This window comes from Chryseobacterium gambrini, from assembly GCF_900156825.1.
GTDB classification, from domain to species: Bacteria; Bacteroidota; Bacteroidia; order Flavobacteriales; family Weeksellaceae; genus Chryseobacterium; species Chryseobacterium gambrini.
Genome location: NZ_FTOV01000011.1, coordinates 90,795 through 111,286 on the forward strand (window position 1 = coordinate 90,795; position 20,492 = coordinate 111,286).

Genomic DNA, 20,492 nt, shown 5'->3' on the forward strand with positions numbered 1-20,492 from the left:
TTAAAAAGATTCTGTTACTTGTGTTGAAGGAGGAGACAGGGTACCATGATTCTGACATACTACCTCTCCTTGCAAACCGGAATTTCTTGCCGAAGCCATCGCCAAAAACTCTCCGCTTCCGCTTGCGCTTAAAGGATTGAAATCATAGCAGAGTTTATCTCCGTTTTCGTCTTCCTGTTTCATGGTAGGAACCAAAACTAAAGTATGTCTTTGCGCATACTCTGTTCCGATCGGAGTTCCCGACATGATATTCCAGTCCTGCTCTTTAGGATAAGCCGCATAATAAAATCGTATTCCCAAATCCTGATCTGTAACGCGGGAATCGTTTTTCACTGCTTCATTTTCAATGTCTGAAATAAATTTTTTCAGCGTAGCCAGATCAAAATGAATGGAATGGGCATCATCAAATCCTAAATTTTGGTTTATACACGCCAACTGATTTTTTCTGTAGTTCTCTACAAGAGTTCTGATCAAATCGCAATGAAGGGTGTTGGGATTAGAAATTGATTCGGCAGATTCAAATTCTAAGTTTTCTAAATTTGGTTTTGTTTCCATAAAGCTAGTTTTAAAAGGTGTAAGGTTAGTTGGTATTGCAAATCTCGTAAAATTTCAGGGGAATACGACACGGTTTTTTCCTGATTATTTATGGGGTTTTTACGGATTGTAAATTTTAATTAAAATGATAAAGATTTTGGATAGATTTGCAGCGATTTTAAATTCGTTAATCATAAACAATAAAATTATCAAATGAAAAGACAGACTATCGCATTATTTTGCATAGCAATATTTAGTGTTTCATGCGCTAAGAAAGATGAAAACGCAGTGGATGGCAAATACACGGATGATCAAAAAGCTTCTTATTATATAGGTCTGAGTATTGCCCAAAACATGAAACAGGAAGGCTTCAAAGTAGATGCAGATCTTTTGGCTCAGGCTATTAAAGAAGAAATGAATGGAGGGAAAAAGCTAATGCCCGCTGAAGAAATGGAAGCTTTTATGCAGGAGTTTATGCAGAAGCAACATGAAAAAAAGCAGGCTGCAGCGGGGGTACAGGCAGATGAAAATAAGAAAAAAGGTCTGGATTTTCTTGCCAAAAATAAAAGCAATCCTAAAGTGAAGACCACGGCTTCAGGTTTACAGTATGAAGTTTTGCAGGAAGGTGATGGTAAAACAAAACCAAAAGCCTCAGATGTTGTACAGGTAAAATATACCGGAAAGCTTCTGGATGGAACTGTTTTCGACTCTACCGACAAAAGCGGAGGTGCGCCAATGGATATTAATCTGGGCGCAGTAATCAAAGGATGGACAGAAGGTATCCAGTTGATGAGCAAAGGCTCTAAATACAGATTTTACATTCCTTCAGAGCTGGCTTACGGAGATAATGGTGCCGGACCAATTCCTGCGGGAGCGACTATTATTTTTGATGTAGAATTGGTGAATATTAAATAAAAATGTTGTTTGATAGGTAGATCAGCGATAATGGGATTTGCTTATTTTACATCTGATGTATTACAAATAAAATTTCCGCAGATTTTTTGGTCTGCGGAAATTCTTCAAAAATAATATATATGAAAAAAACTACTTATAAATCGGTCGGTCTGAAAACCAGACCTGTTTCCTCGAAATAATCCAAAGTGATTCTGTCTCCATCATTTACCGTTCCTGCCAGAATCTCTCTTGATAATTTGTTGAGAACTTCCTGCTGAATGACTCTTTTCAGAGGTCTGGCTCCGAACGCAGGATCATACCCTTTATTCATCAGATAATCTACAGCATCCTGAGTTGCCGTCATAATGATATTTCGTTTCGAAAGCATTTCATTAAATCCTCTCAGTTGGTAGGTAACGATTTTTCCAATTTCCTTTTTTCTTAAAGGCTGGAATAATACAACCTCATCAATTCTGTTTAAAAATTCCGGACGTAACGTCTGTTTCAATAAATCAAAGACCTCATCTTTTGTTTTGTCAACAATCTCATCCTGATTTTCATCAGTAATATGTTCAAAATTTTCCTGAATAAGGTGCGAACCTAAATTCGAAGTCATAATAATGATCGAATTTTTGAAATTCACCACTCTTCCTTTGTTATCTGTTAACCTTCCGTCGTCTAAAACCTGTAACAAAGTATTGAAAACATCAGGATGCGCTTTTTCAATTTCATCCAAAAGAACCACAGAATACGGTCTTCTTCTCACGGCTTCCGTTAATTGCCCGCCTTCATCATAACCCACATATCCCGGAGGCGCACCCACTAATCTCGAAACACTGTGACGCTCCTGATATTCACTCATATCAATTCTCGTCATATTGTTTTCATCATCAAATAAAAACTCCGCTAAAGCTTTTGCCAGCTCAGTTTTTCCGACTCCGGTGGTTCCCAGGAATAAGAATGACCCGATTGGTTTTTTATCATCACTCAATCCCGCTCTGTTTCTTCGGATCGCATCCGCAACAGCGGTAATCGCCTCGTCCTGTCCAACTACTCTGTGATGAAGTTCGGTTTCCAGATTCAATAACTTTTCTCTTTCAGACTGAAGCAGTTTCGTAACAGGAATTCCGGTCCATTTGGCAATCACTTCAGAGATATTTTCAGAAGTTACTTCTTCTTTAATTAACTCATTCTGATGATTTTGCATTTCAAGTTCAAGCTTTTTCAGCTCTTCCTCTTTTTCACGCAGCTTTCCGTATTGGATTTCCGCTACTTTTGCGTAATCTCCTGCTCTTGAAGCTCTTTCTGCCTCTAATTTCAGAGATTCTATATCTTTTTTAATCTGCGTTAAATCTTCAGATTTTTGCTTTTCTTTCAGCCATTTGGCGTTAATTTCATTTCTCTGTTCAGAAATCTTCGCAATATCTTCTTTTAAATGATCGATTTTCGTCTGGTTACCTTCTCTTGAAATGGCAGCCAGTTCAATTTCCATCTGCATTAATTTTCTGTCTAAAACGTCCAGCTCTTCCGGTTTCGAATTGATTTCCATTCTTAATTTAGCCGATGCTTCATCAATCAGGTCAATCGCTTTATCCGGTAAAAATCGGTCTGAAATATATCGTTGAGACATTTCCACCGCCGCAATAATCGCCTCATCTTTAATTCTTACTTTGTGGTGGGCTTCATATTTATCTTTAATTCCACGAAGGATAGAAATTGCCGATTCTGTATCCGGTTCTTCCACCATTACTTTCTGGAAACGTCTTTCCAACGCTTTATCTTTTTCAAAATACTTCTGATATTCATTTAAAGTCGTTGCTCCAATCGCTCTTAATTCTCCTCTTGCTAAAGCTGGTTTCAGAATATTTGCGGCGTCCATTGCACCTTCACCGCCTCCTGCGCCTACCAAAGTGTGGATCTCATCAATGAAAAGAATAATCTGTCCTTCCGATTTAATAACTTCATTCACCACGGATTTCAGACGCTCTTCAAACTCACCTTTGTATTTTGCACCGGCAATCAAAGCGCCCATATCCAGTGAATATAATGTTTTATCCATCAGGTTTTCGGGAACGTCACCGCTGATAATTCTGTGGGCGATCCCTTCTGCAATTGCAGTTTTACCAACGCCGGGTTCACCAATCAGGATCGGGTTGTTTTTTGTTCTTCTGGAAAGAATCTGCAACACTCTTCGGATTTCCTCGTCACGGCCTATTACAGGATCTAATTTTCCTTCCGCTGCTAATTCGTTGAAGTTTTTAGCGTATTTATTTAAAGACTGATACGTTTCTTCCGAACTTGCAGAAGTGGCTTTCGAGCCTTTTCTTAATTCTTTAATTCCGCCTTCCAAAAGACTCTTGGTAACGCCCATATCTTTCAGCATTTTTGAAACTTCTGAATTCGTTTCCAATAAGGAAAGCCATAAGTGTTCAATGGTTACATATTCGTCGCCCATTTTTTTAGCAATGTTAGGCGCATCAAGCAAAACTTTATTTGCTGATTGTGAAAGGTAAATATTGCCTCCCTGTACTTTAGGGAGTTTCTCTAAATTTTCGCGGTTTCGCTCTCTTACCAAAGCCGCATCTGCTTCAGATTTTTTTAATAAGAAAGGCGATATATTTTCATCTACCTGAAAAATACCTTCCAGTAAATGTTGAGGTTCTATCTGTTGGTTGCCAAATTCCATTGCCACCTGTTGTGCAGCCTGAATTGCTTCCTGAGATTTTACGGTATATTGATTTAAGTTCATATTTTGTATATTTTTGATTCTTTAATTTTTAGTTTCCAATTTTAGATTTTAGACATCAGATTTCAGACCATAAGAGTCAAATAAATGTTAATTTTTTAATCAGATTTTCTAATTTCTGATGCCCTTAATCTTTATTTAATCATTTAATTCGGGTACATTATCGCAAAAAGTATTCTATTGTTGAATTTTTAAAAATATGGGACAAATTTTCCGAAATATTTATTTTTAATATGTTTTGGAAAGACAAAATTTCCGATTCGAAGAATTTAAGTGAAAATTATCGGAAGAACCGTCAGATTGGGTTAAATCTTAAAATACGCCTAACCTTGTTTTTTTGATTGGATCATAAGATTTTAATTAAGAAGTTTAGAATATTTAAAATGAGCTTCGATTTCAGAATAATGCTTATTAAGAATCTATTTGATTTTTCTCAATTAAACTTAACATCTTAAAATTTTCTTAATGGTTTAAATAATAAGTTTTTTTAAACTCATTTTAAATTTAACCACAAAAGAAACAAAAGACTTTATTGGATTGATTTAAAGTTTTTCAAAAGTCTACGAAGAGAAAAATCTTTGATTTTTTAACTTGTGTGCTCTTTTTTCATTAAAGCATTAAACTTAAGAAACTAAAGTGTTTAAATCTTTTGTGGTAAAAAAGTTTAATTTTTTCATTTCATCATTTTGAAAAAGCATTATGCAGTGTCAGTGTTTAGCTTTTAATTCTTAAGTTAAAAATCATCTTCTCAAAATCAAATATTAAAATCAAAATAATTACTTTTGCGTTTTTACAAATGGAGCTTAAAGAAAAACAGAAGAAAATTTTAGATGTTGCCGTGGAACTTTTCAAGGAGAAAGGCTACATGGGAAGCTCTGTGCGGGATTTGGCAACAAGACTGAATATCAAAGCAGCTTCTTTATATGCACACATCCGCTCAAAAGAAGAAATTCTGGAATGGATCTGTTTCGGCATCGCGCAGGAATTTTTCGATGAACTTCAGGATGTAAAAAATACCAATATTCCACCAAAGGAAAAGCTCAATCTTTTTATTGAAAAACATTTGTCGGTTGTTCTGAAAAACCGTGATGTCACGCACATCTATTCCAACGAATGGAAACATCTGGAAGAGAGATTACCCGAATTCATCGAACTAAGAAAAAATTATCAGCAGGAAGTTGAACAGTTGATTTCTGAAATTTATACCGCTGAAAACTGGGAATTGAGATCACCCGCTTTTACCACGAGATTTATTCTCCATACCTTAAACAACTCCTATTTCTGGTTCAAAAGAAATATAGAATCCGGTTCGGATATCACCGATGAAATAAGGGATAAAATTCTTTTTGGTTTACTGGGAAATCAAAAGAAATAAACCGTTTAACTGTCATTCTGATGAAGGAAGAATCTCAACAATTATTTTAAAATTATTTAAAATTGTTATTGTCATTCCGTAGAAATTTAGACAGCTACAACGAAAACTTCGCTTATATTCCACATTTTACTCTATTCAATTTTGATTATGCAGTAAGCTGTCATTTCGACGAAGGAGAAATCTACTAAACATTAAATAAAAACAGATTCTTCACTTCACTTCTGAACTACGTTCGTAGACTTTCTGTCTATGTACTGAATGACAAAATCCTCATTAAAATCATGCTTAAACTAAGCCTCAATCTTAGCCATAATTATTTAGAATCATTAAAAATCTGACGAAAATCATAAAAATTTTGTCACGTTCCAAAATCTTTTTAAATTTACACCTAACAAATGTTAGTTAGTTATGGATTTTGGTGTTGAATATCTTAAGCTCGATCAGTTGAGACAGCTTCAGTCTGAGCGGTTGGCAAATTTGGTAAGCTATCTTGGGGAGAAGTCGGAGTTTTATAAAAGAAAATTTAAAGAATCAGGAATATCTCCACAGGAAATAAGGTCGATTGAAGATATTACCAAACTTCCGATAACATACAAACAGGATTTGAGAGACAATTATCCGTTCGGGTTATTTACCGTTCCGAAAAATGAACTGCAGAGAATTCACTGTTCAAGCGGAACAACGGGAAAACCAACGGTGGTGGGATATACAAAAGAAGATATTGATTTATTCAGCGAAGTCGTGGCGAGATCTTTGAACGCAGCAGGCGCGAAACCGGGAATGCAGTTGCATAATGCATATGGTTACGGAATTTTCACGGGCGGATTGGGATTGCATTACGGAGCGGAAAAACTGGGAATGAGCGTTCTTCCGATTTCGGGAGGAATGACGGCGAGACAGGTTGATCTGATTATGGATTTTCAGCCGGAAGTAATCTGCTGTTCGCCATCTTACGCTTTAACCATTGCTGATGAATTTGCAAAAAGAGGAATCACGGCAGAAGAAATCAGTTTAAAATATGCCGTTTTAGGATCAGAACCATGGACAGAATTAATCAGACATCATATTGAAGAAAGATTAGGCGTTCATGCAACCAATATTTACGGATTAAGTGAAATTATAGGGCCGGGTGTTTCGATGGAAGATTTTGAGGAAAAAGGAGGTTCTTACATTTGGGAAGACCATTTTTACCCCGAAATTCTCGATCCGGTTACAAAGGAGCCCGTTCCTTTCGGAGAAGAAGGCGTTTTGGTGATTACGACTTTAACGAAGAAAGCAATGCCGCTTCTGCGTTACTGGACAAATGATATCACAAGTCTTTACTATGACGAAAATGGTAAAAGAACGATGGTGAAAATGCGCCCGATTTTGGGAAGAGCCGATGATATGCTTATTGTAAGAGGAGTAAATGTTTATCCAAGTCAGATTGAAGAAGCATTTTCTCATGTGGAAGGCGTAGTTCCGAACTATTATTTAACTCCTGTTGAGAAGGAACAAATGTGTGTTGCACTGGATATTGATGTTGAAATTGGTGACGAATTGATCGCATCGAAAAATTTAAATCAAAATACCGACGATTATGCTATTTTTGTCGGAAACTTTGGAAAAAGTATAGAAAACGAAATAAAAAAGAGGGTAGGAATTACCACAAAAGTGAAAATTCATGCTCAGGACAGTCTTCCGAAATGCGAAGGTGGAAAAATTAACAGAATACTTAAAAAATAAATGAATTCATTTTATAAACTTAAAACGGTAAAAGTTCAGAAAGATACCAACGATGCAGTAAATGTAGCGGTTGAAATCCCTGAAGAGCTGAAAGATAAATTCAGATTCAAACAGGGGCAGTATCTTAATTTCCGAATGATGATCAACGGAAATGAAGAAAGACGTTCTTACTCCATTTGCAATGCGCCGAGTGAAAAAAGCAACACGCTGGAAGTTTTAGTGAAATTATTGGAAGGCGGAAAAGTTTCCGGTTATTTCAATGAACATCTTCACATGGATGAAATTCTTGAGGTAATGCCTCCGATGGGCGGTTTCAACACGTCTTATCATCCGACAAACGTAAAAACATACATTGGTTTGGCGGCAGGAAGCGGAATTTCTCCGGTTTTATCAAATATTAAAGAAAGTCTTTATCAGGAGCCGAATTCCAACGCGTACCTGTTCTACAGCAACAGAAGCATGAATCACGTGATGAAAAAGGCTGAGATCGATAAATTGGTGGAGCAGTTCAACGGAAGATTGAAAGTAGTTTATCTCGTAAGCCGTGAAAAGCATGAAGATCCGATTTTTGAAGGAAGAATTTCCCCTGAAAAACTGGAACATTTATTTGAAAGATATACCGATATCGATGTAAAAGAAGCCACTTATTTTATCTGCGGACCTTCGGAAATGATCAAAGGAATTGCAGATTATTTAAAAAAAGATAAAAAAGTACCGGCAATTCAGGTTTTATTTGAATATTTCACTGCTCCTGACGAAGAAAATACGGAGGAAATGAGCGACGAATTCAAAGCCATTGCCAATATCGAAAGTATGGTAACAGTAATTATTGATGATGATGAATATTCGTTCCATTTGAATTCAAAAAAAGAGAGTATCTTAGATAAAGCATTGAAAGACAATCTTCCTGTACCTTTTGCATGTAAAGGGGGAGTGTGCTGTACGTGTAAAGCCGAAGTCTTGGAAGGTGAAGTCTTCATGGAAAAAAACTACGCGCTTACCGAAGAAGAAGTAGCCCGAGGTTACGTTCTTACCTGCCAGTGTCACCCGACAACCAACGTGGTGATGCTTAATTATGATGTTTAAGACAATTTGAAAATGAGTCAATGTGCTAATTTGAAAATGCCATGATTGTGTTTTAATTTCAAATTGCCTAATTCTCAAATTTTCAAATTAATTAATTTTCAAATTTAAAAAGATGGATTTAGAAAAATTTGTACAGTACGTACACGACGAAAATAAAGTAGAACCAAAAGATGTAATGCCGGATGATTACAGAAAACTATTGGTTCGTCAGATTTCACAGCACGCACATTCTGAAATCGTAGGAATGCTGCCGGAAGCCAACTGGATTTCCAGAGCACCTTCTTTGAGAAGAAAAATGGCACTTCTGGCGAAAGTTCAGGATGAAGCAGGTCACGGTTTATACCTTTATTCTGCGACAGAAACTTTAGGTGATGGAACCATCAGAGCCGACAGAGATGCAACGTATGAAGATATGCTTTCAGGAAAAGCAAAATATTCAAGTATCTTCAACTATCCGACTTTAAGCTGGGCAGATATCGGTGCCATTGGTTGGTTGGTTGATGGTGCTGCAATCATGAATCAGGTGATGTTGATGGGGAATTCTTACGGTCCTTACTCAAGAGCGATGGTGAAAATCTGTAAAGAAGAATCTTTTCATCAAAGACAAGGCTATGAAATTTTGATGGCTCTTTGCCGCGGTACAAAACAGCAGAAAGAAATGGCTCAGGCTTCGTTAAACCGTTTCTGGTGGCCGGCTTTAATGATGTTTGGTCCAAATGATGACAGTTCACCAAACTCTAAAATCTCTATGAATTACAGAGTGAAAAGAGAAAGCAACGACAGTCTTCGTCAGAGATTCATCGACGTGACGGTTGCTCAGGCTGAATTTTTAGGCTTAACCATTCCGGATAAAGACCTGAAATGGAACGAAGAAAGACAGCATTACGATTTCGGAGAGCTTCCTTGGGATGAATTTATGGAAATCTTAAAAGGAAACGGCCCTGCCAACAAAAAGCGTATCGAAACGAAGAGAAAAGCCCAAAGAGAAAATTCCTGGGTAAAAGAAGCGGCAGCAGCTTTTGCTGAGAAGCAGAACGAAAAGGTAAACTAATTTCTTAATTTAAACCATTAAGATTTTATTTAGAAGTTTAGTTTAATTAAGATAAATCATTCTGGTTTTAAATCTAAAAGCGGAGCTAAACTTAATATTCTTAACAACTTAATTGTCCTTAATGGTTCAAAAATTAAAATTTAAAATAATTCAAAATCTAAAATTTAGATAAAAATTAAAATTTGACTATGGCAAATTTAGATATGTGGGAAGTGTTTATTCAGACTAAACCGGGATTGTCTCACAAACACGTTGGAATTGTACAGGCGCCAACAGCAGAAATGGCTTTGCAAAACGCAAGAGACGTTTATACAAGAAGAAAAGAAGGAACTTCTGTTTGGGTAGTCCCAAGTAAATACATCGTAACTTCAGAAGGAGTGGATAAAGAAGCATTTTTCGATCCGGCAGATGACAAATTATACCGTCACCCAACCTTCTACGAGATCCCGAACGATGTAAAAAATATGTAAAACAGCAATTGGCTGTTAGCTGCTTGCAATTTGCCAAAAGCTAGACGCCAAAAGCCAAAAGCTAAAACAATGAACCCATTATATAATTATTTATTAAAATTGGCAGACGACAGTTTCATTATGGGACAACGTTTGTCTGCGTGGTGCGGTGAAGGTCCTTATCTGGAGGAAGATATTGCATTAACGAATATTGCGCTGGATGAACTTGGTCAGGCGAACAACTTTTACGTTTACGCTTCAAGACTTTTAGACGATGGAAAATCTGAAGATGATATCGCCTTTTTAAGATATGAACACGAATATGTGAATGCACACTGGACAGAACTTCCGAACGAAGATTATGCCCAGACGATTTTAAAAGTGTATGTTTTTGCAGTATATCAGAAACTGATGTATGAAGCATTGTCCAATTCAGCAAATGAAGAATTGGCGGCGATTGCTCAAAAATCATTAAAAGAGGTAAAATACCATTACACACACGCTGTTTCCTGGATGAAAATTTTTGCTCAGGGAACTGAAGAAAGTAAGAGCCGTCTGGTAAAAGCCATTGAAAACATCTGGGAATACACTAAAGGTTTATTTGCAAAAACAGAAGGAGAAGATGATTTGGTCGCTTTAAATATTGCTCCGAACACCGATGTTCTTTATGAAGAATTTGTAACTATCACCCAAAAAGATTTTGCAGATTTCCAGTTAGAATATCCTACAAATCCTTTCATGCAGCCAAAATCCAGAACAGGATATCACACAGAATATTTTGGATATATCCTTTGTGAATTACAGTATATGCAGAGAGCATATCCGGGTTGTACGTGGTAGAAATACAAACCTCACAGGTTTTTAAAACCTGTGAGGTTTAAAAATAACAAACGACCATAACAATTTTGCAGTTTACTTATTATTTATAGCATTTGCAGAGAGAAAAACCTTTCCAAGCTTAAAAACCGTAATTGGTTAAAAAATCATAACGTAGTTGCGCTAAAAATTTTCAAAATTGAAAGGTAAATATTTTAATAAATTAATTTTAGGATTAATTATTTTAATTCCAATATTTTGTTTAGGAATTTTTAATTCAAATGTCAGTCTGCAATATGAAACAAATAATCCCGGTGATTGCATTTCACAAATTTCAGGGAAAAATTTATGTCAGGATATAGAACAGGGAAAAATATTAATTATAATTGATGTAATCATCCTTATTCTTTTAATGATGTTTAGAAAGAAAATAATTAAAGCTTGAAAATCTTTTAGGCATATTGGAGTTGATTAAAGTAAGATTTAAGCTGCTGTTGCAATTATCCTTTTTGGGTTTGCTGAGAGAGGGGCTTTTCGAACTTAAAAGCATTTAGTATTTAAAAAAACCCTCGCGCGCTTTGCGCTAAAAATTTAAGATAAAAAGAAGATTGAAAAATCCTTTAGACATATTAGAAATGGTTCCCGATCCGGAAATTCCGGTAATTAATATCGTGGAATTGGGTATTGTAAGAGAGGCGAAAATTACTGGCGAGAATTCCTGCGAAGTAACGATTACGCCTACTTATTCTGCCTGTCCCGCCATGTTTACCATTGAGGAAGACATCATCAAAATTATGAAGGAAAACGGATGGGAAGCGAAAGTGGTCACCAAAATGTTTCCGATCTGGACAACGGACTGGTTAACCGATGAAGCGAGAGAAAAACTTCGGGTGTACGGAATTACCCCTCCCGAAAAAGGAGCCGACGAGCATCATATCGGGAAACCGAAAAAATGTCCACGTTGTGGCTCCATGAACTCAAAACAGATCAGCAGATTCGGATCTACCTTATGTAAGGCTTCGTATCAGTGTTTAGACTGTTTAGAACCTTTTGACTATTTTAAATGTCACTAAACAATTTGAAAATGTGCTAATTTGAAAATGAGTAAATTAGTGGTGAACTAAAATTTTCAAATTGTCTAATTTTCAAATTAAAAAATTATAAACTATGTATACACAACTCGATATTGAGTCGCATTTCGACGGAAAACTTAAAATTGCTTATCTTAATCAGCCGGATACCATGAACGCGCTTACAAAGCCGTCTTTATCAGATCTGAAAGATTTTGTAAAAGAATGCAGTGAAGATCCTGCAGTAAGATGCGTGGCAATTTCCGGAAGAGGAAGAGCTTTTTGTTCCGGTCAGAATCTTGATGATGCTTTTGTTCAGGGCAATGAACATCATGACAACGATATCATCAGAAAAATTGTAACAGATTATTACAATCCTCTGGTGATGGAAATTACCCACTGCAAAAAACCGGTTGTAGCATTGGTAAACGGTCCTGCAGTTGGAGCCGGAGCAATGTTGGCGTTGATCTGCGATTTTGTTCTGGCAAATGAAAAAGCTTATTTTGCTCAGGCTTTCTCCAATATCGGATTGATTCCTGATACGGGTGGAACCTACTTTTTACCAAAATTACTGGGAAGACAATTAGCTAATTATTTAGCATTTACCGGAAAAAAATTATCCGCAGAAGAATCTAAATCATACGGTTTGGTTGCTGAAGTTTTCAATGAGGAAGAATTCAGTTCAAAATCACTGGAAATTTTAGAAAGAGTATCCAATATGCCTACAGTTGGTTTAAAATTAACCAAAAAGGCATTTGCACATTCTTATGACAATACGCTGAAGCAGCAGTTGGAATTAGAAGGCGATCTTCAACAGAAAGCCGCAGAAACAGAAGACTTTAAAGAAGGAGTAAGTGCCTTTTTACAGAAAAGAAAACCTGAGTATAAAGGGAAATAAGAATTAATATAGCAATGTACCAATGTAGCGGCTTATCAATTAGATGCTTCGACAAGCTCAGCATGACAATGATTGTTATATTGGTATATTGATACACTGTTACATAATGAAAAATGTAGGAATTATCGGTGCCGGAACCATGGGAATCGGCATTGCACAGGTAGCCGCAACGAACGGATGCAAAGTCTGGATTTATGACGCTAATGCAAAACAAGTAGAAACGGCAACCGTAGGTCTGGAAAAAACATTGACTAAACTGGTTGATAAACAAAAAATTTCATCAGAGAAAATGACTGAAATTTTAGCCAGTATTTCCATTGCTACAGAATTAAAAGACTTCAAAGATTGTGAACTGATTATTGAAGCGATCATAGAAAACAAAGAAATAAAAACCAAAGTTTTCACAGAATTAGAGAAATACGTTTCAGAAAGCTGTGTTATTGGTTCCAATACTTCTTCTATTTCCATCACCTCTCTTGGTGCGGAATTACAGAAACCGGAGCGTTTCATCGGAATTCACTTCTTCAATCCGGCTCCGTTGATGCCTTTAGTTGAGGTTATTCCATCTTTATTAACCGAAAAATCTTTAGCGGAAAAAATCTACAGTCTGATGAAAGATTGGGGAAAAACTCCGGTTATTGCCAAAGATATTCCCGGATTTATCGTCAACAGAATTGCCCGTCCTTACTATGGAGAAGGGTTGAGAATAGTTGAGGAAAACATCGCAATGGTAGAACAGGTTGATGATGCTATGAAGACTTTAGGTAACTTTAAAATGGGACCTTTTGAGTTAATGGATTTAATTGGAGTTGACGTAAATTTCTCGGTAACCAAAACCGTTTATAACGAATATTTCTACGATCCTAAATACAAACCGTCTCTTCTTCAGCAAAGAATGTCGGAGGCAAAACTTCACGGCAGAAAAACAGGAAAAGGATTTTACGATTATTCGGAAGGAGCCGTTAAACCGGAACCTGTGAAAGATGATACGCTTTATCAGCAAATATTCATGAGAATTATTTCCATGCTGATTAACGAAGCCGTAGAAGCAAAAAGATTAGGCGTGGCGAATGACGAAGATATCGAACTTGCAATGCAGAAAGGCGTAAATTATCCTAAAGGATTATTGGCTTGGGGAAAAGAAATAGGATATGCTAAAATCTCAGAAACTTTGCAGAATCTTTACGAAGAATATCAGGAAGAAAGATACAGACAAAGCCCGTTGTTGAGAAAATTATAAGATGAAGTTTTTTCCTGAAAAATCTGAAGAATTAAAATCTTCAAAAATAATTGAAGAAGTATTATTAAATATCAAAGATAATACTGAGATCAGTTCTTTAACAATGAGAAGGTCTGATAAATATTTCAAGGGAAATATAGAAAAGAATTTTTTCAAAATCATCAGTTCAGAAAAGCCTTTGGGAATTTTTTGTGTTTTTGAAGGAAGGCTGGTTTAGAAGGAAAGAGAGACAATAATAAGGTTGGATGCAAAATTTCATAATACATTTAAAATATTAATTTATATATGGAGTTTGCTTCCTTTTTTCACGATTATTATAAATTTTTTAGAATTTGGAGTAAAAGCTTTTGCCTTATTTATACCACTTTTAATGACATTTGGATTTTTATATTTTATAATTAATTTTCTTTTTAAGAAATCTTATGAAAATGGGATTAAAGATTTGAAAAGGATAATCAATCAATAAAATTTAATTTATTTTTATGAGTAGATCAAAAAGAAAAACTCCGATTACCGGAATAACAACTGCTGAGACAGAAAAGAAAAATAAATTAGAAGCCAATAGAAAGCTTAGAAGACTGAATAGAATGAAAATTCATAAGGGAGATTTTGAATTTTTTCAGCTAAGAGAGATATCAGATGTCTGGTGTTTTGATAAAGATGGTAAACAATATTTAAAACATCCCGACAGAAAAGATTTGATGAAATAATATTATTTAGGATGGATATAGAATCATTCAGAGCTGAACTGGAAACAAGACTTATCATTGAAAAAGAATACATCATTCAGGAACTTTCTTCGATTGAAGATTATCAGGAAAAACTTGAATTATTAGGCAAATTCAATGAAAAATATAAAGAGCTGATTAAAAGATTAGCGAATGAATTTGGAATTGATTTACATGAACCTTTTCAAGCTGAAGATCCATCAAATTGCGAAAATCTTTCATACCATCAGATTATTCTTGGAAAGACCATGTCGGTTTACGACAAGTTGGCTGATGAATTATATGAAAAAATAACAACTATAAATTAAAAATGAATCCGAGACAGGTTGCAGAATATATGTTCGATCAGGATTATTTTTCCCAATGGATGAATATCAAATTGATTGAAGTCAGAGAAAATTATTGTTTAATAGAAATGCCCATTAAAAAAGAAATGATTAACGGGCTGAAAACGGTTCACGGAGGCGTTACATTCGCTTTTGCAGATTCTGCACTGGCTTTTTCGTCCAACAATTCCGGAGACGCTGCCGTTGCTTTAAACTGCATCATCAATTTTACAAAAGCGGGAAAAGAAGGCGATACTTTCAGAGCAGAAAGTATTTTGGTAAATGAAACCAGAAAAACCGCTGTTTATGACATTAAAATTACCAATCAAAACGAAGAATTGGTTGCCAAATTTGTCGGAACGGTTTATAAAATAGGAAAAAAAGTAACAGAATTATAAATTTGAAAATTTGGAAATGAGGCAATTTGAAAATTATTTTTTACTGCTTTTTTCATTTTCAAATTATAAAATTAACACATTTTCAAATTAAATCATGAACAACGTATACATCATAGATTACATAAGAACTCCCATTTCAAAATTGAGCGGAGGTCTTTCAGAAGTAAGAGCCGACGATTTGGCTGCCATTGTTATTAAAGAAATTGTAGCAAGAAATCCTGAAGTTCCTGCTGAGGAAATTGAGGATGTTATTTTCGGATGTGCCAATCAGGCAGGTGAAGACAACAGAAACGTAGCCAGAATGGGACTTTTACTAGCTGGACTTCCATATAAAATCGGAGGGGAAACGGTGAATAGATTGTGTGCTTCAGGAATGTCTGCGGTGGCAAATGCTTTCCGTTCTATTGCTGCAGGAGAAGGTGAAATTTATATCGCAGGTGGAGTAGAACACATGACGCGTTCTCCTTATGTAATGTCAAAACCAAGTACAGCTTTCGGTAGAGATAGCCAAATGTTTGATACCACTTTCGGATGGAGATTTGTAAATCCGAAAATGAAAGAAATGTACGGGATTGATGCAATGGGTGAAACGGCTGAAAATTTAGCGGATATACATAACATCAGCCGTGAAGATCAGGACAAATTTGCCCTTTGGTCACAGCAGAAAGCTACCAAAGCTCAGGAAAGCGGAAGACTGGCGGAAGAAATCGTAAAAGTTGAAATTCCACAGAAAAAAGGTGAACCTAAAATATTTGATACCGACGAATTTATCAAGCCGACTTCTTCAATAGAAGGATTAGGAAAACTTCGTCCGGCTTTCAGAAAAGAAGGAACGGTAACCGCAGGAAATGCATCCGGAATGAATGACGGAGCAGCAGCTTTAATCTTAGCAAGCGAAGAAGCTGTAAAAAAATACGGGTTGAAACCAAAAGCGAAAATCTTAGGATCTTCCGTTGCCGGTGTTGAGCCAAGAATCATGGGAATCGGACCTGTTGAAGCCACTCAAAAACTATTAAAAAGACTGAATCTTTCATTAGATGATATGGATATCATCGAATTGAATGAAGCATTCGCTGCTCAGGCTTTAGCCGTAACAAGAACCTTAGGTTTAAAAGATGACGATTCAAGAGTAAATCCAAACGGAGGTGCTATTGCAATCGGTCATCCACTTGGAGTTTCGGGAGCCAGAATCGTTGGTTCAGCAGCAATGGAACTTCGAAAACAGGATAAGAAATATGCATTGTGTACTCTTTGTATCGGTGTCGGACAAGGGTATGCGATGGTGATTGAACGGGTTTAATTTGAAAATGAGCTAATTTGAGAATTTGAAAATACTATTCACAGCGTTTTAATTTTCAAATTGGCACATTTTCAAATTTCCAAATTGATTTATTTTCAAATTAAAATTATGAATATCTACTCATATCACGGAATTCGGCCGATAATAAAACCTTCCGCGTACGTTCACCCACAAGCGGTGATCATCGGAAATGTGGAAATTGGCGAAGAAGTTTATGTTGGTCCCAATGCAGTGATTCGTGGCGACTGGGGTAAAATTATTGTGAAAGACGGTGCCAATGTTCAGGAAAACTGTACCCTTCACGTTTTTCCGGGAATTGAAACCATACTTGAAGAGTCTGCACACATTGGTCATGGAGCAATTATTCACTCCGGACATATCGGAAAAAATTGTCTGGTCGGAATGAACTCAGTCGTGATGGACAAAGCGGTCATCGGAGATGAATGTATCATCGGTGCTTTGGCTTTTGTTCCGGCAAATTTCAGATGTGATGCAAGAAAATTAATTGTCGGAAGTCCTGCAAAAATCATCCGCGATGTTTCCGATGAAATGATTAAATGGAAAACAGAAGGAACAAAACTGTATCAGGAATTGGCAAGAGAAGGAAAAGATGCTATTTTGCCTTGTGAACCTTTTACAGAATATGTTCAGCAGATTCCTACGAAAGTTGTAGATTACAGCATCTGGGATGATATTAAGTAAAATTAAATAATTTGAAAATGTGCTAATTTGAAAATTTTATCATAGGAAATTAATTTTCAAATTGACTCATTCTCAAATTTTCAAATTAGATAAATATGGAAAAGTTAAAAAACTATATCTACGGCGAGTGGATCGAAGGAAACGGAAACGGAATTCCTTTATATAACGCTGTTAATGGAGAGCAGGTTGCTGTTTCCGACACAGAAGGTCTGAATTTTGAGCAGGCTTTGGATTACGGAAGAACAGTAGGCTACAAAAACCTATCATCCATGACGTTCTACGATCGTGGTGAAATGTTGAAAAAAGTAGCGCTTTACCTTTTAGAAAGAAAGAAAAAATATTACGAATTATCATATAAGACAGGAGCTACTCATGTAGATTCATGGGTAGATATTGAAGGAGGTTTCGGTACATTCTTCACGTATTCAGGATTGGCAAAAAGAATGCTTCCGAATACGCCGTTTTGGGTAGATGGAGATACGCAGAAAATTTCAGCAAATGGAACTTTCTTAGGAACTCATATTTTAACACCAAGTGAAGGAGTTTCCGTTCAGATTAACGCCTATAACTTTCCGGTTTGGGGAATGCTGGAAAAACTATCCACCTCTTTATTGGCAGGTGTTCCATCCATTGTGAAACCTTCTCCGTTTGGTTCTTATTTAACGAATGCCGTCTTTCAGGATATGATTGAAAGTGGAATCCTTCCTGAAGGAGCGGTTCAGTTGGTTTGCGGTGATCCGGGAAATATTCTGGATTATGTTCAGGATGGAGATTCTGTGCTGTTTACAGGTTCTGCAAATACAGGTAGAAAATTAAAATCTCTGCCTTCAATTGCAGGAAATGCCGTTCGCTTCAATATGGAAGCCGATTCTTTGAACTGTTCAATTCTTGGGTTGGATGCAAAACCGGGAACTCCCGAGTTTGATTTATTCATTAAAGAAGTCCGTAATGAAATGACGACGAAAGCCGGACAAAAATGTACAGCGATCCGTAGAATCCTCGTTCCTGAAAACTTAATCGGAGACGTTCAGAATGCTTTGTCCAAAGCTTTAGACCAGACAAAAATCGGAAACCCGTTGAGTAGGGAAACAAGAATGGGTTCTTTGGTGGGAAAACAGCAGTATGATGAAGTTGTAAGAAAAATAAATTTATTAAAAGCCGAAACAGAACTGGTTTACGACGGAAAGCACGAATTGGTAGATGCCGATTACGAAAACGGAGCATTTATGAGTCCGAAACTCTTCCTGAATGATAAACCTTTTGAAAAAAATATCTCTCACGATGTCGAAGCATTTGGTCCGGTTTCTACATTAATGCCTTACAAAGATGCGGAAGAAGCGGCGGCGTTGGCAAAAAGAGGAAAAGGAAGTCTGGTAGGTTCCATCGTTTCCCATGATAATAATTTTGTTGCCGAAACGTCATGGAAAATGGCTTCACAGCACGGAAGAATCTTTGTTTTGAACAGAGACAGCGCGAAAGAAAGTACGGGTCACGGTTCTCCGCTTCCGACTTTAATGCACGGCGGTCCTGGAAGAGCAGGAGGAGGAGAGGAAATGGGCGGATTAAACGGTCTTCATTTCTTCCTTCAGAAGACAGCAATTCAGGGGTCTCCGGATATTTTAACAGCCATTACAAAGATTTATCAGCAGGGAGCTGAAAAAAAATATTCAGATAAACATCCGTTCCAGAAATATTTTGAAGAAGTTGAGGTGGGAGATTCTCTGGAAACAGCAGGAAGAACGGTTACCGACGCAGATATCGTGAATTTCTCCAATGTTTCGTGGGATCATTTCTACGCACACACCGATGCAACGAGCTTAACCGGAACTATTTTCGATAAAACCGTTGCTCATGGCTATTTCATTCTTTCCGCAGCGGCAGGATTGTTTGTTTCAGGGAAAAAAGGACCGGTTATCGCAAATTACGGATTGGAAAACTGTTCGTTCTTCAAGCCGGTTTATGCAGGAGATACCATTACGGTGTATTTAACGGCGAAAGAAAAAATCAATCGTGGCGTAAAAGGAAGAAACATTCCTTCCGGAGTGGTAAAATGGCTGGTTGAGGTCGTGAATCAAAGAGATGAGATCGTTTGTGTTGCTACTATTTTAACTTTGGTGGCAAAACAATCTCCTTTTATTGATTTAAACTTAAAAAATATTCAGAAAATGCTGAATGGATTAACAGAATCTACTCAGCCAAGCTGGGGTAAAATGTCTCCACAACAAATGATTGAACATTTGGAGCATGGGGTTTTGGTAAGTCTTGGCGAACCTGAAGCAGACAAATGTTTCACTCCTGAAGAGCAATTGGAAAAATGGCAGGATTCTTTGTATAATCACCGAAAAATGCCAAAAGATTTCCCTGCGCCGTTTTTAGAGGATGACGAAAAACTATTGGAGTTAAGACATAAAAATCTTGAAGCTGCTAAACAGTCTTTCATTGATAACTTAAAAAGATTTATCATTTATTACAAAGAAAATCCACAGGCAGAACACCTGAATTTCGTTTTCGGAAAACTGAATAAGGAAATGTGGGAACTGATGCACAAAAAGCATTTTACACATCATTTTGAGCAGTTTGGATTGATTTAAATTCAGAAGATGATATAAGGCAGCATTCTCTAACGAATTGCTGCTTTTTAATTGTATAACTGTTTGATTAAATTGTTTTTAAATAATTTTATTGCTAACTTTAGAATGCGAAATCCGAAAAGCATAAAGAGTAGGAACAATCATTAAAACTAAATCATTATGAAAAACTTAAAAAAACTGTCAAGACCAGAGTTGAGAGCCATTGAAGGATCTGGTCCAAACTGGTCTTGTACACCAACTTCGTGTCCTAAAGGAAGCTGCTGTATTCCCGGAAGCTGGCCGAGTACTCCAAGAGCGTGCGTTATTTGTGCAGATTCTTAGTCGTACAAATAAATTTCATGTATTATTTTACTTAGCCTGTTTCGGTTAAAATAATTCTAAACACCCTTTCAGCTTTTGTTGAAAGGGTGTTTTATAATTTTATGTTAAAAAACTTATGGATAGTTATGTCTTTATTTTTATTCCTTATTTTAAGGCTTAAAATTAAATCATAAAAGAAATGAATGAAAACTGGCTACAGAAATATGAAGAAGTAAAAAATGTTCTCATATGTCCGACGGATT

Annotated in this window: 21 protein-coding genes; 19 read left to right on the forward strand and 2 right to left on the reverse strand. The window is 36.5% G+C overall.

The features are described 5' to 3' along the window. Complete coding sequence (locus BW951_RS17150) at nt 1–555, reverse strand: hypothetical protein (protein ID WP_076395136.1); 555 nt, start codon at nt 553–555, stop codon at nt 1–3. A 192-nt stretch (nt 556–747) separates the two neighbouring features. Here BW951_RS17150 and BW951_RS17155 point away from each other — a divergent pair, with 192 nt between their 5' ends. Beyond that, on the forward strand, nt 748–1,449 hold the full coding sequence (locus BW951_RS17155; protein ID WP_076395138.1) for a BamJ family beta-barrel-assembly machinery protein: 702 nt from the start codon (nt 748–750) through the stop codon (nt 1,447–1,449). A 133-nt stretch (nt 1,450–1,582) separates the two neighbouring features. Here the strand turns inward: BW951_RS17155 and clpB are convergent, their stop codons facing one another. After that, nucleotides 1,583–4,177, reverse strand: coding sequence for an ATP-dependent chaperone ClpB (clpB, locus tag BW951_RS17160; RefSeq protein WP_076395140.1), 2,595 nt, complete (start codon nt 4,175–4,177; stop codon nt 1,583–1,585). Between the two features lie 793 nt (nt 4,178–4,970). Between clpB and BW951_RS17165 the strand changes: the two genes are divergently transcribed. The 18 genes from BW951_RS17165 (at nt 4,971) to BW951_RS22860 (ending at nt 20,250) form a co-directional block, all read left to right on the forward strand. Beyond that, nucleotides 4,971–5,549 carry a TetR/AcrR family transcriptional regulator gene (locus tag BW951_RS17165; RefSeq protein WP_076395142.1) on the forward strand — a complete coding sequence of 193 codons (579 nt, stop codon included), beginning with the start codon at nt 4,971–4,973 and terminating at the stop codon, nt 5,547–5,549. Nucleotides 5,550–5,957: 408 nt separating this feature from the next. Then, on the forward strand, nt 5,958–7,274 hold the full coding sequence (locus tag BW951_RS17170) for a phenylacetate--CoA ligase family protein (RefSeq protein WP_076395144.1): 1,317 nt from the start codon (nt 5,958–5,960) through the stop codon (nt 7,272–7,274). Beyond that, nucleotides 7,275–8,360, forward strand: coding sequence for a 2Fe-2S iron-sulfur cluster-binding protein (locus BW951_RS17175; RefSeq protein ID WP_076395146.1), 1,086 nt, complete (start codon nt 7,275–7,277; stop codon nt 8,358–8,360). A 112-nt stretch (nt 8,361–8,472) separates the two neighbouring features. Further along, complete coding sequence (paaA, locus tag BW951_RS17180; RefSeq protein WP_056017716.1) at nt 8,473–9,411, forward strand: 1,2-phenylacetyl-CoA epoxidase subunit PaaA; 939 nt, start codon at nt 8,473–8,475, stop codon at nt 9,409–9,411. 188 nt (nt 9,412–9,599) lie between these two features. After that, a complete protein-coding gene (gene paaB / locus BW951_RS17185) occupies nt 9,600–9,881 on the forward strand; it encodes a 1,2-phenylacetyl-CoA epoxidase subunit PaaB (RefSeq protein ID WP_002981782.1) in 282 nt (93 codons plus the stop codon). 30 nt (nt 9,882–9,911) lie between these two features. Further along, nucleotides 9,912–10,700, forward strand: a complete 789-nt coding sequence (paaC, locus tag BW951_RS17190) for a 1,2-phenylacetyl-CoA epoxidase subunit PaaC (RefSeq protein WP_076395148.1) — start codon at nt 9,912–9,914, stop codon at nt 10,698–10,700. 175 nt (nt 10,701–10,875) lie between these two features. Continuing rightward, nucleotides 10,876–11,121, forward strand: coding sequence for a hypothetical protein (locus BW951_RS17195; RefSeq protein WP_076395150.1), 246 nt, complete (start codon nt 10,876–10,878; stop codon nt 11,119–11,121). Nucleotides 11,122–11,311: 190 nt separating this feature from the next. Next, a complete protein-coding gene (gene paaD, locus BW951_RS17200) occupies nt 11,312–11,749 on the forward strand; it encodes a 1,2-phenylacetyl-CoA epoxidase subunit PaaD (RefSeq protein WP_076395266.1) in 438 nt (145 codons plus the stop codon). Between the two features lie 94 nt (nt 11,750–11,843). After that, complete coding sequence (locus tag BW951_RS17205; protein ID WP_076395152.1) at nt 11,844–12,644, forward strand: enoyl-CoA hydratase-related protein; 801 nt, start codon at nt 11,844–11,846, stop codon at nt 12,642–12,644. 106 nt (nt 12,645–12,750) lie between these two features. Beyond that, nucleotides 12,751–13,884, forward strand: a complete 1,134-nt coding sequence (locus BW951_RS17210) for a 3-hydroxyacyl-CoA dehydrogenase NAD-binding domain-containing protein (protein ID WP_076395154.1) — start codon at nt 12,751–12,753, stop codon at nt 13,882–13,884. Between the two features lies 1 nt (nt 13,885). Continuing rightward, entirely contained in the window at nt 13,886–14,101 is a 216-nt protein-coding gene (locus BW951_RS17215) for a hypothetical protein (RefSeq protein ID WP_076395156.1), read from the forward strand. 265 nt (nt 14,102–14,366) lie between these two features. Beyond that, nucleotides 14,367–14,594 (forward strand): hypothetical protein, encoded by a 228-nt coding sequence (locus BW951_RS17225; protein WP_076395160.1) that lies wholly within the window; start codon nt 14,367–14,369, stop codon nt 14,592–14,594. An 11-nt stretch (nt 14,595–14,605) separates the two neighbouring features. Then, entirely contained in the window at nt 14,606–14,920 is a 315-nt protein-coding gene (locus BW951_RS17230; RefSeq protein ID WP_076395162.1) for a hypothetical protein, read from the forward strand. Between the two features lie 2 nt (nt 14,921–14,922). Beyond that, entirely contained in the window at nt 14,923–15,336 is a 414-nt protein-coding gene (locus BW951_RS17235) for a PaaI family thioesterase (protein ID WP_029297542.1), read from the forward strand. Nucleotides 15,337–15,430: 94 nt separating this feature from the next. Continuing rightward, nucleotides 15,431–16,636 (forward strand): 3-oxoadipyl-CoA thiolase, encoded by a 1,206-nt coding sequence (gene pcaF, locus BW951_RS17240; RefSeq protein WP_076395164.1) that lies wholly within the window; start codon nt 15,431–15,433, stop codon nt 16,634–16,636. Nucleotides 16,637–16,744: 108 nt separating this feature from the next. Next, nucleotides 16,745–17,338 carry an acyltransferase gene (locus BW951_RS17245; RefSeq protein ID WP_076395268.1) on the forward strand — a complete coding sequence of 198 codons (594 nt, stop codon included), beginning with the start codon at nt 16,745–16,747 and terminating at the stop codon, nt 17,336–17,338. A gap of 95 nt (nt 17,339–17,433) precedes the next feature. Continuing rightward, nucleotides 17,434–19,929, forward strand: a complete 2,496-nt coding sequence (gene paaZ, locus BW951_RS17250) for a phenylacetic acid degradation bifunctional protein PaaZ (RefSeq protein WP_076395166.1) — start codon at nt 17,434–17,436, stop codon at nt 19,927–19,929. Between the two features lie 159 nt (nt 19,930–20,088). Further along, complete coding sequence (locus tag BW951_RS22860) at nt 20,089–20,250, forward strand: bacteriocin-like protein (RefSeq protein WP_165762953.1); 162 nt, start codon at nt 20,089–20,091, stop codon at nt 20,248–20,250. Nucleotides 20,251–20,492 lie beyond the last annotated feature (242 nt).